Annotated in this window: 11 protein-coding genes; 4 read left to right on the forward strand and 7 right to left on the reverse strand. The window is 65.6% G+C overall.

The annotated features are described in order from the left end of the window. Positions 1-43 precede the first annotated feature (43 nt). Positions 44-589, reverse strand: a complete 546-nt coding sequence (locus AC0GNR_RS04675) for a DUF1415 domain-containing protein (RefSeq protein ID WP_472899840.1) — start codon at positions 587-589, stop codon at positions 44-46. 127 nt (positions 590-716) lie between these two features. Beyond that, positions 717-2378, reverse strand: coding sequence for an energy-dependent translational throttle protein EttA (gene ettA, locus AC0GNR_RS04680; protein WP_305336463.1), 1662 nt, complete (start codon positions 2376-2378; stop codon positions 717-719). 255 nt (positions 2379-2633) lie between these two features. Here ettA and AC0GNR_RS04685 point away from each other — a divergent pair, with 255 nt between their 5' ends. Then, complete coding sequence (locus AC0GNR_RS04685) at positions 2634-4463, forward strand: DEAD/DEAH box helicase (RefSeq protein WP_472899841.1); 1830 nt, start codon at positions 2634-2636, stop codon at positions 4461-4463. A gap of 197 nt (positions 4464-4660) precedes the next feature. Further along, a complete protein-coding gene (locus AC0GNR_RS04690) occupies positions 4661-5689 on the forward strand; it encodes an endonuclease/exonuclease/phosphatase family protein (protein WP_472899890.1) in 1029 nt (342 codons plus the stop codon). On the opposite strand, the gene AC0GNR_RS04695 is transcribed toward AC0GNR_RS04690, so the two are convergent. Then, positions 5690-6073 carry a cupin domain-containing protein gene (locus AC0GNR_RS04695; RefSeq protein ID WP_472899842.1) on the reverse strand — a complete coding sequence of 128 codons (384 nt, stop codon included), beginning with the start codon at positions 6071-6073 and terminating at the stop codon, positions 5690-5692. Positions 6074-6233: 160 nt separating this feature from the next. After that, positions 6234-6860, reverse strand: a complete 627-nt coding sequence (locus tag AC0GNR_RS04700) for a DUF4148 domain-containing protein (RefSeq protein WP_472899843.1) — start codon at positions 6858-6860, stop codon at positions 6234-6236. Between the two features lie 33 nt (positions 6861-6893). Here AC0GNR_RS04700 and AC0GNR_RS04705 point away from each other — a divergent pair, with 33 nt between their 5' ends. Continuing rightward, on the forward strand, positions 6894-7172 hold the full coding sequence (locus tag AC0GNR_RS04705) for a hypothetical protein (RefSeq protein ID WP_472899844.1): 279 nt from the start codon (positions 6894-6896) through the stop codon (positions 7170-7172). Between the two features lie 5 nt (positions 7173-7177). Next, positions 7178-8092: a LysR family transcriptional regulator gene (locus tag AC0GNR_RS04710; protein WP_472899845.1), complete on the forward strand. Its 915-nt coding sequence runs from the start codon at positions 7178-7180 to the stop codon at positions 8090-8092. A gap of 40 nt (positions 8093-8132) precedes the next feature. On the opposite strand, the gene AC0GNR_RS04715 is transcribed toward AC0GNR_RS04710, so the two are convergent. From AC0GNR_RS04715 to AC0GNR_RS04725, 3 genes are all read right to left on the reverse strand, one after another. Then, complete coding sequence (locus AC0GNR_RS04715) at positions 8133-12119, reverse strand: PAS domain S-box protein (RefSeq protein WP_472899846.1); 3987 nt, start codon at positions 12117-12119, stop codon at positions 8133-8135. 194 nt (positions 12120-12313) lie between these two features. Further along, positions 12314-12955, reverse strand: a complete 642-nt coding sequence (locus tag AC0GNR_RS04720) for a response regulator (protein ID WP_472899847.1) — start codon at positions 12953-12955, stop codon at positions 12314-12316. Further along, entirely contained in the window at positions 12952-15000 is a 2049-nt protein-coding gene (locus AC0GNR_RS04725) for a PAS domain-containing sensor histidine kinase (protein ID WP_472899848.1), read from the reverse strand. Before AC0GNR_RS04725 ends, AC0GNR_RS04720 begins: the two co-directional genes overlap by 4 nt. Positions 15001-15199 lie beyond the last annotated feature (199 nt).

The raw sequence follows: 15199 nt of genomic DNA on the forward strand, positions 1-15199 counted from the left end.
ACCACCCCAAAGGCATGGAATGGGCATGGAAATGCCCGCTATTTCAGGGCTTTTCAAGCAAGGCTTGCCAGCCTGCAGCACCCAGATCCCGCAGCGTCTGCAGGTTGCGCTCCACGATCTGCTCGGCGTCACCCGCATCAGACGCCACAGCGCGTTCCACGCTGTCTTCGCGCAGCAGGTGCAGCGTGGGGTAAGGCGCGCGGTTGGTGCAGTTGGTCACGTCGTCCGGCGTGGTGCCTTCAAACTGAAACTGCGGGTGGAAACTGGCCACCTGGATGATGCCGTCCAGCTCGTGCTCGGCCACCACGTCGTCCACCACGTTCTGGAAATCGTTGAACACCTCAAAGTCCGGGAACAGCGTGGGGTGGACCAGCAGCGTGGTGTCGATCTCATCGGCCGGCGTGGCCTGCAACAGGTCCAGCTCCCGGTCCAGCTCGTCCAGAAAAGCATCCAGGTGCCGCGCCGAACTCACCACGATGCGCACCTGGTTTTTCACATAAACCGATCGCGCAAAAGGACACAGGTTCAAGCCAATCACGGCCTTCTCGATCCAGTGGCGGGTGTCAGCCAGAACTTGCTCGTCGGTCATCAGAAATAGCGTCCATCGAAAGAAGGGGAGTCATACCAAGAATGCCGCGGGTCCGGCTCCGCCGGCCCGCAGGCATTGCCCCCCAGTGGGGGGTGACGCGCCGCAGGCGCGGCGCGGGGGGGCGCCATCACCCCAACGCTTTGTAGCGGAAGCGCTTGGGCTTGGCGCCCTCTTCGCCCAGGCGCTTCTTCTTGTCGGCTTCGTATTCCTGGTAGTTGCCGTTGAAGAACACCCACTGGCTGTCGCCTTCGGCGGCCAGGATGTGCGTGGCAATGCGGTCCAGGAACCAGCGGTCGTGGCTGATGACCAGCGCACAACCGGCGAATTCCAGCAGTGCGTCTTCCAGCGCACGCAGGGTTTCCACGTCGAGGTCGTTCGACGGTTCGTCCAGCAGCAGCACGTTGCCGCCTTCGGCCAGGGTCTTGGCCAGGTGCAGGCGCCCGCGCTCACCGCCCGAGAGGCTGCCCACGCGTTTTTGCTGGTCGCCGCCCGAGAAGTTGAAACGCCCGCAATACGCGCGGCTGGGCATCTGGAACTTGCCCACGGTGATCATGTCCAGACCGCCCGAGATGTCTTCCCACACGGTCTTTTCGTTCGCCAGGTCGTCACGGCTCTGGTCCACCACAGCCATTTTTACGGTCTGGCCGATCTTCACTTCGCCGCTATCGGGCTGCTCTTTGCCGCTGATCAGCTTGAACAGCGTGGACTTGCCAGCGCCGTTGGGGCCGATGATGCCGACGATGGCACCCGCCGGGATCTGGAAGCTCAGGTTGTCGATCAACAAACGGTCGCCAAAGCTCTTGGAAACGTTCTTGAACTCGAACACCTCGTTGCCCAGGCGCTCGGCCACGGGAATGAAGATTTCGTTGGTCTCGTTGCGCTTCTGGTAATCGACATCGCTCAGCTCTTCAAAGCGCGCCAGGCGGGCCTTGCTCTTGGCCTGGCGGCCCTTGGGGTTCTGGCGCACCCACTCCAGCTCCTTTTTCATGGCCTTGGTGCGCGCGTCTTCGGTGCGCTGCTCCTGCTCCAGGCGGGCTTCTTTCTGCTCCAGCCAGGTCGAGTAGTTGCCCTTGTAGGGAATGCCGTGGCCACGGTCGAGTTCCAGAATCCACTCCGCCGCGTTGTCCAGGAAGTAGCGGTCGTGGGTGATCGCGACCACAGTGCCCGGGAAACGCTTCAAGAACTGTTCCAGCCACTCCACCGATTCGGCATCCAAGTGGTTGGTGGGTTCGTCGAGCAGCAGCATGTCGGGCTTGGACAGCAGCATGCAGCACAGCGCCACGCGGCGCTTTTCACCACCGGAGAGCAAACCGACCTTGGCTTCCCAGGGCGGCAGGCGCAGTGCGTCGGCGGCAATTTCCAGTTGGTGCTCGCTGTCGGTGCCGGCGGTCGAAATGATCGCTTCGAGCTGGGCCTGTTCGGCGGCCAGGGCGTCAAAGTCGGCATCCTCTTCGGCGTAGGCCGCGTACACCTCGTCCAGGCGTTTTTGCGCAGCGCGCACGCCGCTCATGCTGGCCTCCACGGCTTCACGCACGGTTTGCTCGGGGTCCAGCTTGGGTTCCTGGGGCAGGTAGCCAATGCGGATGCCCGGCATGGGAATCGCTTCGCCTTCGATTTCCTTGTCGATACCGGCCATGATTTTCAGCAGCGTGGACTTGCCCGAACCGTTGGTGCCGAGCACGCCGATCTTGGCGCCGGGGAAGAAGGAGAGCGAGATGTCTTTGAGAATCTGGCGTTTGGGCGGCACGATTTTGCCGACCTTGTTCATGGAAAAGACGTATTGAGCCATTGCTGTGTTTGCCTGAGAAATGTGCGGCCCGAATGGGCGCTGAACCCAAGATTATCCCAGCATGCGACAATATGCGTTGTTGAGCACTTCAGTTGGCTCAACACCAGCCCTTTGCTGGGGTGCTTGCCAACCACTGGCTGCCACCAAACTCTTGAATCCATCTGCCCCAGACTGGCCAGGCGCTGCTCCTCACACGGAACCGGCAACTGGAGTGGCCGATGCCCCCAGCGCCCTGGACGGGCGCCTCATCAAGCAATGAACTTCGACGATCTGAATCTGGCTCCGGCCATTGTGCAAGCTGTGCGCGAGCACGGCTACGAAACCCCCACCCCCATCCAGGCCGAGGCGATTCCCGCCGTGTTGGCCGGGCGAGACCTGCTCGGTGGCGCCCAGACGGGCACCGGCAAAACCGCCGCCTTCACCTTGCCCATGTTGCACCGCCTACAAGCGGGCGAACGCGCCAAGAACCGCTTCGGCGGCGTGGCCATCCGGGCGCTGGTGCTCACCCCCACCCGCGAACTCGCGGCCCAGGTCGAAGAGTCGGCGCGCGTCTACGGCAAACACCTCTCGCTGACCTCCACCGTCATTTTTGGCGGCGTGGGCATGAACCCGCAAATCAACGCCATGAAGCGTGGTGTTGACATTTTGGTGGCCACACCCGGCCGCCTGCTCGACCTGCAGCAACAAGGTTTCCTGGACCTGTCTGGCGTTCAAATGCTGGTGCTGGACGAAGCCGACCGCATGCTCGACATGGGCTTCATCCACGACGTGAAGAAAATCCTGGCCCTGGTGCCGAAGGAAAAGCAGAGCCTGCTGTTCTCGGCCACCTTCAGCGACGAAATTCGCGACCTGGCCAACAACCTGCTCAAGGACCCGCTGAGCATCCAGGTGACCCCGCGCAACACCACGGTGCAGCGCATCACCCAGGTGATCCACCCGGTGGGCCGCGGCAAGAAAAAAGCCTTGCTGGTGCACATCATCAACGAGCACAACTGGAGCCAGGTACTGGTGTTCACCCGCACCAAATTTGGCGCCAACAACGTGGCCGAGTTCCTGACCAAAAACGGCATCCAGGCCATGGCGCTGCACGGCAACAAGAGCCAGGGTGCCCGCACCCAGGCGCTGGCCGGCTTCAAGAGCGGCGATATCCGCGCGTTGGTAGCGACCGACATCGCGGCGCGCGGCATCGACATCGACGAGCTGCCGCACGTCGTGAACTACGAAATCCCGAACGTCAGCGAAGACTATGTGCACCGCATCGGCCGCACGGGTCGCGCGGGCAAGAGCGGTGAAGCCGTCAACCTGGTGAGCCTGGACGAAGAAGGCTTCATGATGGACATCGAGCGCTTCACCAAGCAGCAGATTCCGGTGCAGATCTTCCCCGAATTCATGCCCGAGCCGGGTGAGAAGGCAGAGCCCATTGCCATGGGTCGCCAGACCATCTGGGGTGGCGCCGGCAAGCCGCCGAGCCGCGACGTGATGGCCGCGGCCGCCAAGGCCGCGCGCACGGAAATGCTGCAGCGCGTGCGTGAGAAAAAAGCAAGCGACGCACCGCAAGGCGCCCGCGGGAATGGTGGCGGCAATGGCGGTGGCCAGCGCCAGCGCCCTGCCGGCGACGGCGGCCAAGCCGAAGGCCAGCGCAGCGAAGCACGCCGCCCACAGGGTGGTGGCCAGCGCCCACAAGGCAACGGCGGCGGTGGCAACGGCCAACCACGCAGCGCCGCAGGCAACCGGGGCGGTGCACAAGGCCAGCGCCCACCGCGCCAGGCCCAGGGCGACCGCATGGACCGGGGTGACCGCCCCGACCGCGGCGACCGTGGCCCAGCCCGCGGTGAAGGCGGCGCCGAGCGCCAGCCCGGCCCCAACGCCCACCTGGGCAGCTTGCGTATCCGTGAGCCGCGTCCACGCGCAGCAGCCCCTGGCGGCCAGCCGGATCCCCTGCGCACCAGCATCGATTCGTTGGGCAGCCGGGGTGCGCGCAGCAACCGCTCGGGCCAAGGCCGTGGCGGCCCAGGCCGCAACAACGACGCACCGCGTGGCGGCCCCGCCGATCCACTGCGCACCAACTACGGCCGGATTCGGTAACTGGTTCCCCCCGCGCCGCCTGCGGCGTCACCTCCCGAGGGGGCAACACCTGCGGCAGGGCAGAGCCCGTTCCGCGGTGTTCTGGGTGGGGCACTGCGCTCCGCCCCTTGGGCTACATTGGGTCCATGAAAACCGACCCTTCTCTTGAGCCCGCAATTTCCAACAGCGCCCCGTCTGCCCTGGCTGCAAACGGGGCGTTGCCGCATCTGCCGCCACGCTTTGCCACCCTCACGGTCGCCACGGCGAATGTGTTGAACCTGGCGCAGCCGGGGCGGCATTTTTACGACGGGCAAGACCCTTACAGCCAGACCGAGTTTGAGCGCAAAGTCAGCTGGCTGGGCGAGCGCATCAAGGTGCTCAATGCCGACGTGCTGGCGGTGCAAGAGGTCTGGGACGAGGTAGCCCTGCGCGCCGCCATTGCGCGCAGCGGGCTTCAATACAACGCTGTGAGCGTGCCCGGCGCCGAAAACGGACCTGGCCAACATGGCGCCCAAGGCACGCCGCGTGTGGGCATCGTCACGCGGCTGAAGGTGGAGTCGGTCGAATCCCTGGTCGACTTTCCCGCCGCCGCTGTGGTGGATGTGCCGGGCCTGGGCGCGCACACGCGCTTTGAGCGCCCGCCCCTGCTGGCCACGCTGCGCATGAAACACGGCCAGCCGGTGGCCATCATCACCGCGCACCTCAAGTCCAAGCGGCCCAAGTTTTTGCAGGACGCCAGCGGCCAGCCGCTGGAGGACCCCGCGGACCCGGCTGTGCAGGCGGTGGCCTCGCTGCGTTCGCTCATCATGCGGGCCAGCGAAGCGCTGGCGCTGCGCCTGAAAGTGGTGGCACTGCTGCACCGCACGCGCCTGCCGTTGGTGCTGATGGGTGACTTGAACGACAGCCCGCACAGCGTCACCACGCAATTGATCGCGGCCACCTCGCAGACGGCCTACGACAAGGGCGCGCGCGACCACGCGCTCTACAGCGCATGGGACGTGCAAGGCGAGGCCGCGCTGCGCCGCGACGTGGCGTATTCCCACATCCACCAGGGCTACCCGGAAGTGCTGGATCAGGTGCTGGTGAGCGAAGAGTTTGTGGCGACCAGCCGTGCCGCTATTGGCGACGTGCGGCGCGTGGAAGTATTCAACGACCACCTGTTTGAAGGCCGAGACCGCAGCCGCAGCGACCACGGTTTTGTGCGCGCGCTGCTGCGCGTGCGCTTGCCCGAACCCACGGCGGGCTGATCAGCCCCGCACAAACAGCGTCACCAGCGGCTCACCGCCCACCTGGCGGCTCCAGTGGCCGTGCACGGCCGGGTCAAACGTGGCGCCTTCGGGCAAGGTGTCGGCGGAATAGAAGTGCGCCCCAGGGCCAAAGATGCGCGAACTGCCGTCTTGCAGCCCAATTTCCATCTGCCCTTGCAACACAAACAACCACTGCGGCGCGCCGGTGCAATGAAACTGGCTGCGAAAACCCACCGGGCTTTGCCGCAGCTGGTAGCCACCCGAAGGCATCAGCGGCGACAGCTGGGCCGCCGGCGTGCCTTCGCTCAAGGCCACGGTTTCGTCGCGAAACTTCGCGCGGCCATCGGTGTCGGTGTACAGCACCACTTTGTTGAAAACGCTCATGGCGGGCTCCTGAAGGGAATTCCCGGTTGTACCAGATGGCTGGCCCGCAACCCACCCGCGCGACCCCACAAACACCAACGGCCGGGTGACTTTTGGGTCAACCGGCCGTTGTGAGCGCCGACACCGTTGGCGGTGCGCGCGCTGCGGAGGTGCGAAACGTTCAGTTCATCGCTTTGGCAGGGTAACGGTTAGGGTACAGCTCATTGAGCTTCTGGCCCGACTCGCCACCGGCCACGATGTTGCCCGTGCGCTGCGCTTCACGCAGCTCGGCACGCACCTGCTCGCGGGTCTTGCCCTGGGCCGTGGCCGTGGCCGCTGGGTAGCGGTGTGGGTACAGCTCGTTGAGCTTCTGGCCGGTTTCGCCATCGGCCACGATGTCGCCCGTGCGCTGCGCTTCGCTCAACTCGGCACGCACCTGCTCGCGGGTCTTGCCCTGGGCCGTGGCCGTGGCGGGGTAGCGGTTGGGGTACAGCTCATTGAGTTTTTGGCCGGTTTCGCCATCGGCCACGATGTCACCGCTGCGCTGCGCCGCTTGCAGTTCGGCCTGCACGGTGGCGCGGGTCTTGCCCTGGGCCACGGCGGCGGCTGGGTAGCGGTGCGGGTAGAGCTCGTTGAGCTTCAGGCCAGTTTCGCCGTCGGACACGATGTCACCGGTGCGCTGGGCTTCACGCAGTTCGGCGCGCACCTGTTCGCGGGTTTTCGGGGCGTCGGTGTCGGCGGCCAGGGCTTGCCCGGCAGACAAGGCAGCAACAGCAAGCGTGATGGCGGTGAGATAAGAGCGGTTCATGGTGATTTCCTTGAAGTTGAACGAAAAAAGTAAATGCATCTGGATCGTGCCAAGACAGCGCCGTTGCGTCTTTTCAGTGCCGTTTCGCTTCATTGCACGGTGTTTCACTGTGTCTCGAACGGGCCACTGGGCCTGTCCGCGCATGGGTTTCTGCCTGGCATCGAAGCGTTAAACGGATGTTTTTCGCCGCGATGGGTGGACTTTAAAGTTTCTATTCAAGAAGAAAAACAGGCCGCAAGCCACTGGTGTGTTGCTGTTTCAGCAATAATTGAACCCTTGAAACCCGATAACCCAGACCTATGGACCGCCTGACTTCGATGCGTGTTTTCCAAAAGGTGATCGATGAAGGCGGCTTTGCCGCTGCCGGGCGCGCCCTGGACATCTCACCCGCCGTGGTCACCCGGCTGGTGGCCGACCTGGAGGACCACCTGGGCACCCGCCTGCTGCACCGCACCACGCGGCGCCTGTCGCTCACGGAGGCGGGGGCCGCCTACCTGGACCGGGTGCGCCAGATCCTGCAAGACGTGGACGAGGCCGACGCCCTGGTGAGCTCACAAACCACCGAACTGGCGGGCGTGCTGCGCATCCTGGCGCCGCCGGTGCTGGCCACCCATGTGCTGGCTCCGCTGGTGGCGGGTTTTCGCCAGGCCTACCCCAAAATCGTGCTGGATATCGAGGTGGCGACCTACCGCGAGCCGCCCATTGAAGACTTCGACCTCACCCTGATTGGCGCTGACGCATCGTTTGACGCCAACGTGATCGCGCGGCGCATCAACGTAACCGAAGCGATTTTGGTGGCAGCGCCGAGCTACCTGGCGCGCCAGCCAGCACCGCAGACGCCGAAAGACTTGCTGCACCATGCCTGCCTGCGGATCAAGCCCGAGGGCCTGGGCAAGCGGCCCTGGACCCTATTTCGCTCGGACCGCCCCGAAGACAAAGCCGAACTGGATGTGCAACCGGTGCTGTGGGCCAACCACACCGACACCTTGCTGGTGGCTACCCTGGGCGGAGCCGGCATTTCAGCCACGCCGGTCGAGCTGGCCGCGCCGCACCTGGCCAGCGGCGCCTTGGTGCGTGTGCTCAGCCCCTGGATTGCCGGGCGGTTCACGCTGTACGCCGCGCTGCCCAGCCGCAAGTTCATGCCGCAGCGAACCCGCGTTTTTCTGGACTATCTGGGCCTGGAAACGCAGCGCTCGGTGCTGCTCGCACTGGCCGCCTGCGAAGCCTGCTGACGCATCGGTCTGCCGCGCCGTCTCCAAGGCGCTCCGCCGCTCATGCCACGCAGGCGGGTTGCCAGCGCTCCAGCAGCGCCTTCAGGGCATCACCGCGCACCGGTCGGTTCAACGCACCCACCGACTGCAGGCCGTAGGCCTCGGCCAGCGTGGTGGCCATCTCCAGCACCCGGTGGTCGGTGCTGCTGACCATGGCCAGCGCACCTTCAAACTGCCGCCGCGCCAGTTCTTGCACCAGCTCAACACCGTCCATTTGCGGCATGTTCAGGTCGATCAGCAACAGCAGTGAACGGGTGCTGGCGCCGCTCAGGTGTTCCAGCAAGGCCGCGCCATTGGCGAAGGTTTGCACCGGCACACTGACCAGCCCTTGCAACAGATCTTGGAGCTGCGCGAGGTGCTGGCTGTCGTCGTCCACACACAAGATGCGGGGTTCGCCGGCGGTTCCGGTGTCGGCAGCATCGGCAAAATAGGGTTTCAGCACATCCATACCCGGGCGCAGCTGCCCGGCCAGCGCCGTGAGTTCCTTGGGTCGCCCGGTGCGCCAGGCCAGCTCCATGCGGTCAAACACATCGCCCAGGGCCACCGCCCCCACCGCCCGCGAAGACGATTTCAGCCGGTGCCCCACCAGGCCCGCCCCAGGCCAGTCTTGCCGCGACAGGGCGGCCTCCACTTCGGCGATTCCGGCTTCCAGGTTGGCCATGAACTGCAGTTGCAAGCTCTTGATGGTCTCGGCATCGTTGCCCACCAGGCGAGCCAGGGCACCACCGTCCACCCCGTCGCGCGGCGCGGGCGCAGGGGTTCGACACGCTACGGGTGGGCTGCTGCTCGAAGGCATCCAGTGCTCCAGCAGGGCCCGCAAATCGTTCAGCGCCACCGGCTTGCTGATGTACCCGTCCATACCCACGGCCAGACATCGCTCGGAATCGCTGCGGCTGGCGTTGGCCGTGAGCGCAATGATGGGCAGGCGGTGGTGGGGCAAGGGCCGCGGCACCTCTTCCTGGCGCAGCGCGATGGCCAAAGCGTAGCCGTCCAAGTTCGGCATGAACAGGTCGGTCAGCAACAGGCCATAGCGGTCCGGGCGCTCGCGCCAGCGCTGCAGCGCCGCCTCTCCATCGCCCACCGTTTCCGAGGCAAAGCCCAACACCTCCAGCTGCCGCTGGATCACTTTTTGGTTGACCTCGTTGTCGTCGGCCACCAGCACCAAACGCCCCTGAATGGCGGCCAGCTCCGGGTCCACAGGCGCCTGCTCAGGCAGGGCGCACAACTCCGCGGCAACGCCGGGCTCACACGAACCTTGCCGCGTCAGCAGCGCCACGGCATCTAGCAGCGTGCGCACATGCAGGCCGTCCATGTTCAGGTGAATTTTGTGGGCCAGCGGGCCCGGTGCCGCTGGCGGCGCACCGCGCTGCACCACCAACAGCGGGTGCTGCGCCAGTTGCTGCGCCCATGCGGCATCGCTGGCCACCAGGTTTTCGGCAACCAACACCACAGGGGACTCGGCAGGGCGCGGGGCGAGCAACCCCGGCGATGCCGTGCCGCCCCGCTCCACCAGGGCTCCGGCGGCGCTCAGGTAGCGGGTCCAGTCGCTGGCCAGCGCCTCATCGTCCAGCAGCAGGTACACGGTCACACCAGCCAGTTCGGGCATGGGCACCGCCGCAGGCGCATCAAAAACCGGGTGCAGCGGCAGATCGACCGTGAACACCGTGCCCTTGCCCGCCTCGCTCTGCAGCGCCATCGTGCCCCCCATGGCCTGCACCAGGCGCTGGCTGATCACCAGCCCCAGCCCCGTGCCCCCGTATTGCCGGTTGGTGGCCAGGTCGCCCTGCACAAAGGCATGAAACACGCGCTGCTGCACCTCGGCCGACATGCCAATGCCGTTGTCGGCCACCACCAGCCGCAGGCTGTTGGGCGCCGCCTGCGTCAGCCGCAGCGACACCCGCCCGGTGTGTTCCAGCCCCGCCGAAAACTTGATGCTGTTGCCCACCAGGTTGATGATGATCTGGCGCAGCCGGGCGCTGTCGCCCAGCACCTGGGGCGGCAGCTGCGGGTCGACAAAGGCGCGCAGCTGCACCTGGCGCACCGAGGCCATGGGCTGAAGGATGTCGCAGGCTTTTTCCACCACCTGCAGCAGCTCCATGGGCAGGGACTCCAGGGTCAGGCGCCCGGCCTCGATTTTGGAAAAATCGAGGATGTCTTCAATCAACCTAAGCAGCGCCTGGCCCGACTCCAGAATGGTCTCGGCCATGTCGTGCTGCTGGGGCGACAAGCGGGTCTGCAGCAGCACCTCGGACAACCCGATCACGCCGTTCATGGGCGTGCGGATCTCGTGACTCATGGCCGCCAGAAAGGCGCTCTTGGCGGCGCTGGCGTTTTCCGCCGACTGGCGGGCACGGTCCAGCTCGTGGGTGCGCTGGTCCACCAGATCGTCGAGCTGGGTGCGGTAGCGGTCAAGGTCTTCGCCCATGCGGCGTTTTTCGGTGATGTCCTCTTTGACCGCCAGGTAGTGGGTCACCGCGCCGTCGGGCGAGCGCACCGGCGAGATCACCGCGAACTCGATGTAGAGCGAGCCGTCTTTGCGCCGGTTGTTCAGAAAACCGCGCCACACCTTGCCGGCGGTCAGTGCGCCCCACAGCTTGCGGTAGCGCGAATTGGGCGTCAGCCCCGACTGCAGGATGCGCGAGTTTTGGCCGAGCAACTCCTCAAGGGCATAGCCCGACGACTGGATGGCGGCCCGGTTGACGTATTCGATGTTGGCGGCCAGGTCGGTGATGACGATGGCCTCTGAAGCCTGCTCGGCTGCCAGCGAGAGCTTGCGCAGCATGCTGACTTCGGCCCTGCGCTGGCTCACATCGCGCAGCACCAGAATCTGCCGGCCGTCGTCAAACGCGCGGGTCGTCACGTCAACGTAGCGCACCTGCCCATCGGGGCGCCGGTAAGGCCACTCCATGGCGCCAGACGCCTGCAAGTCGGCCAGCGCCGGGGCAGCATCGGCCAGCCCCCAGCGCAGCTCGGCCAACGGGCGGTGCATGAGCGCGGCGCGCGCAAACCCCAGCAGGCGTTCAGCTTCCGGGTTCACGTCCACCACGCGCTGCTGCGCGTCCACCATCAGCACGCCGTCAGGCAGCTGCATGAACAGCAGGTCGCGGTAGGTCTGGGCTTCGATCCGGTCGGTGATGTCCAGCATCACCCCTTGCACCACCGGTGCGGCGCCTTCAAAGGGGTGCAAGATGCAAACGGCGTCTTGAAAGTGGCGCCAGGCACCGGCTGCGTTGCGCAAGCGGTAAGTCAGCTCAAACGGCCTCCCTGCAGCCACCCCGCGAGCCAGCGCGTCCAACGTTCGGTCGCGGTCTTGCGGGTGCAGGGCCTGCACCCAGGCCTGCGGGTTCGCTTGCCATTCTTCGGGCGTAAAGCCCAGTTCCTGCACCCGCGGGCTCACATACAGGGTGGTGCTGGCGTCGTCCATGGCGGCGCGGTACACGATGCCGGGCGACTGCTCGGCCAGCTGGCGAAAAGCCTGCTCGCTTTCGCGCACACGGTCTTGCTCGCTGCGTCCAACCAACACGTTTTCGACCGCATGCGCCAGGTCCACCAGCAGCGCGCGTTCGTCGGCGCTCATGGTGCGGGCGTGTGCGTCCATCACGCACAGCGTGCCCACGCGGCGGCCGTCCACCTGCAGCGCCGTGGCAGCCAGAAAACGCACGTGCGGCTCAGACACCACCAACGGGCTGTCGGCCAGCAGAGGGTCCAGGGTGGCGTCAGACACCACCAGCACCCCTTGGCCCTGCAGCGCCCGCGCACAAAAGGACAGCTCGGCGCCCGACAAAGGCCACTCGGCGCCACACACGGTGTGCACCGTTTGGGTGTGGTCGTCACCCAGGCAAATCACCGCCATGGCGCAATGGCAGGCATGGGCGGCCACACGGGCAAGGTCGTTCAGGGCGCGATCGGACGCGGCATCCAGTCGGGCGCTGGAGCGCAATGGCTGCAGCCGAGACAGTTCGTCGGCTGGCAGAAAGGGAGATGGCATGAAAAAGTGGGCAGGCAAAAGCACAATGCACCCCAAACACGCGGGGGCGCGACGGGTGCGAATGAAGAAAGAAAAGCAGTCCCGGGACTTTGAAGGCTACCGGCCCACAGCGATGTAGGGAATTCTGGACAAACCGTGTGGCCCATACCACCCCACTGTGCGTTTATTCACGCCACCAAGCAATCTACAGGGCGTCACACCTCATCGGCACTGATGAGACCCTCGCGAATCGCGAGGCGAACCAGCGCCGGCACGTCGGCCACATCCAGTTTCGCCATCAGCCGGCTGCGGTAAGAGTCGACCGTTTTGGACGACAAGTGCAACAGCTCACCGATGGCTGCGCTGGAGCGCCCCCGCACCACCAGCGTGATGATCTGGCGCTCGCGGGCCGAGAGCTGCGCCAGACCCCCGGTGGTCTCGGCCTGCAGGCGGCCCAGCGTGGCCAGCGCCTGCACCCCGGGGCCCAGGTAGCTGGCAGCACGGGCGGCGCCAGCCACCGCGGCCAACACCTCGGCCGCCGGAGACCCTTTGAGCACATAACCCACCGCACCCAGCCGCAAGGCCTCGGCCACATGCAGCGGCTGGCTGGACATGGTCAGCACAATGGTGCGCACCGCGCTGTGGCGCTTGTCCAGCTGCTCCAGCAACTCCAGGCCCGACCGCTCGCCCAGGTGCAGGTCCAGCAGCAACACACTGGGCGCCAGGCGCTGGATGTCGGCCAGCGCGGTGGTGATGTCGTCCGACTCACCCACCACTCGGTGCCCCCCATGCTCCAGCACCACGCGCAGACCATCGCGCATGAGCGCGTGGTCGTCCACGATGTAGATGTCGCTCATGGCTCCACCAGCTCCAGCGTCAACGCCACTACGGTGCCGCCTTGCGCACCGCGCTCGACCACCAGGCGCCCGCCAATGGCCGCAGCCCGCTCCCGCATCCCCACCATACCCAGGTGCCCCGGGCGCCCTTGCAGGTTGGCGGGCTCCAGGCCCACACCGTCGTCTTCAATGCGCAGGCTCAGGTGGCCCGGGTCACCGTCCAGCGCCACCCGGATGCAGGTGCCCTGGGCATGGCGCAGCGCGTTGCCAATGGCCTCGCGGGCAATCATGAAACTGGCGTATTCCACGGCATCGGGCCAACGCAGGCCGCGCACCGCAGGCCCCAGCTCCAGCGCCACCCGCAAGCCCAGGTCTTGCGCGGGTGACAGGCGCAGTTCGTTGTCCAGCGCAGCGGCCAGGCCCTGGTCCTCCAGCAGCGGGGGCCGCATGTCACGCAGCACATGGCGCACCTCGGCAATGGCGCCGTCCAGCAAGGCCGACACCTGGCTCAAGGGATGGCGGGTCGGCAGGGCGCTGTCAACCACCGCGGCCTGCGCCATCGCCACGTCGAGGTACAGCCGGGCACTGCCCAGTTGCTGGCCCAGTTGGTCGTGCAGCGCCTGGCCAATGCGCCGTGCGGTCTCGCGTTCCTGGGCCATCAGCTGCATCGACAGCTTGGACAAGGCGTTTTGCGACTGCAACAACGCCTGCTCGGACCGTTTGCGCTCCGAGATGTCGGTGATGTAGACCGACACACCCTCATCAGACGGGAACAAGCGCACCTCCAGCCACAAGCCCCAAGGCGGGTACCAGTCTTCAGCCACCGTGAGCTGCCCGGTTTCCAGGGCGCTCCAGTAGGCGGCCTCAAAAGCGGTGCCCACCGCTTCGGGAAACACGTCCCACACCACCTGGCCCAGCATCTCGCCGGGCGACACACGCCCCGCCAGCAGCGCCACCTTGTTGTTGACATACACCAGGCGCTGGTCGGTGTCGGTGGACATGAACGCGTCGGTGATGCGGCTGAGCACAGCCTGAAGCCGCTGGTGCGCGGCATCGCGTTCGCGCGCCACCCGGTTGCGTTCCATCACATCCTGCGCCAGCACCAGGCGCGCCGGGCGGCCCTCAAAATCAATCTCGCTGGTCAGTATTTCAACCTCCAGCAAACCGCCGTCTTTGGTGCGATGGGTCCACACGCCCACGTTGAAAATTTCACGCGGGCGGGACTGTTCAATGCCAGCCAACAGCTGTCGCAAGGCGGGCACGCTGTCCGGCGGCCGGATGTTCTCTATCGTCATGCCCAAAAACTCGGACCGTTCATAACCATAGCGCGCCATGGCAGCCTCGTTCACCGCCAAAAAACGCAGGCTGGCCCGATCAAACACCCACATGGGGTGCGGGTTGGCCTCAAAAAGCAGCCGGTACCCGCGTTCGCTGTTTTCCAGCTGGCGCTGCGCAGCCACCGTGGCGGTGATGTCGCGCGTGAGGCCAAACAGGCCCGTGACGCCGTTTGCACCGTGCAATGGGCCTTTGGTAGACAGACAAATGCGTTGACCTTGCCGGGTGTCCAGCACCTCCTGAAAGGTCTGCGTGCTGTCCTGCGCCATCACCCGGCGGTCGTTGGCCTGTATGGCCTGCACCTGCTCTGGCGGAAACAAGGCGCGGTCGTCGCGCCCCAGCACGCTGTCGGCCGCCTGCCCGGTCCAGCGCGCGGCCTCGCGGTTGAACAACAGGTAGCGCCCTTCCAGGTCTTTGGCAAAAATCGCCTCGCCCGAACCGTCGGCCACGGCGCTGAGCAGCGCTGCTGTATGAGCCTCGCGCCGCAGCGCGGCGGTTTCCAGGGCCGCGGCACGCTGCATCTGGCTGTGCAGGCGCCGCAGCAACACATACAAAAACGCCGTGGTGACGCCCACAAAAAGCCAGCCCTTCCAAGTCTGAGCCCAAAGATGCCAGCTGTGGTCATGAAACAGCAGGTCCACCGCCCGGTCTGACAGCCAGATCCAGAGAAACGCCGCCAGGGCGTAAGCCACGACCACACGGCGAAAGGGACGGAAGGAAGGGGTGCTCATGGGCTGGGAATGCGTCGGTAGGGTGGGCCGTTCGTTGATTGTGCAGGCAGGAAAAACGGGGGCAACCACCACCGGGCAGCCCGGCAACCCATTTTCAAGTCATTCGGCAGACAGGGTGCGCTCTGGATCGTTACAAATGCACAGCAAAAAGGGGATATTTCCCGGCTATGGGAAAAGGTGATGCCATCAGAATGGCTGC

The organism is Hydrogenophaga sp. LT287 (assembly GCF_055702805.1).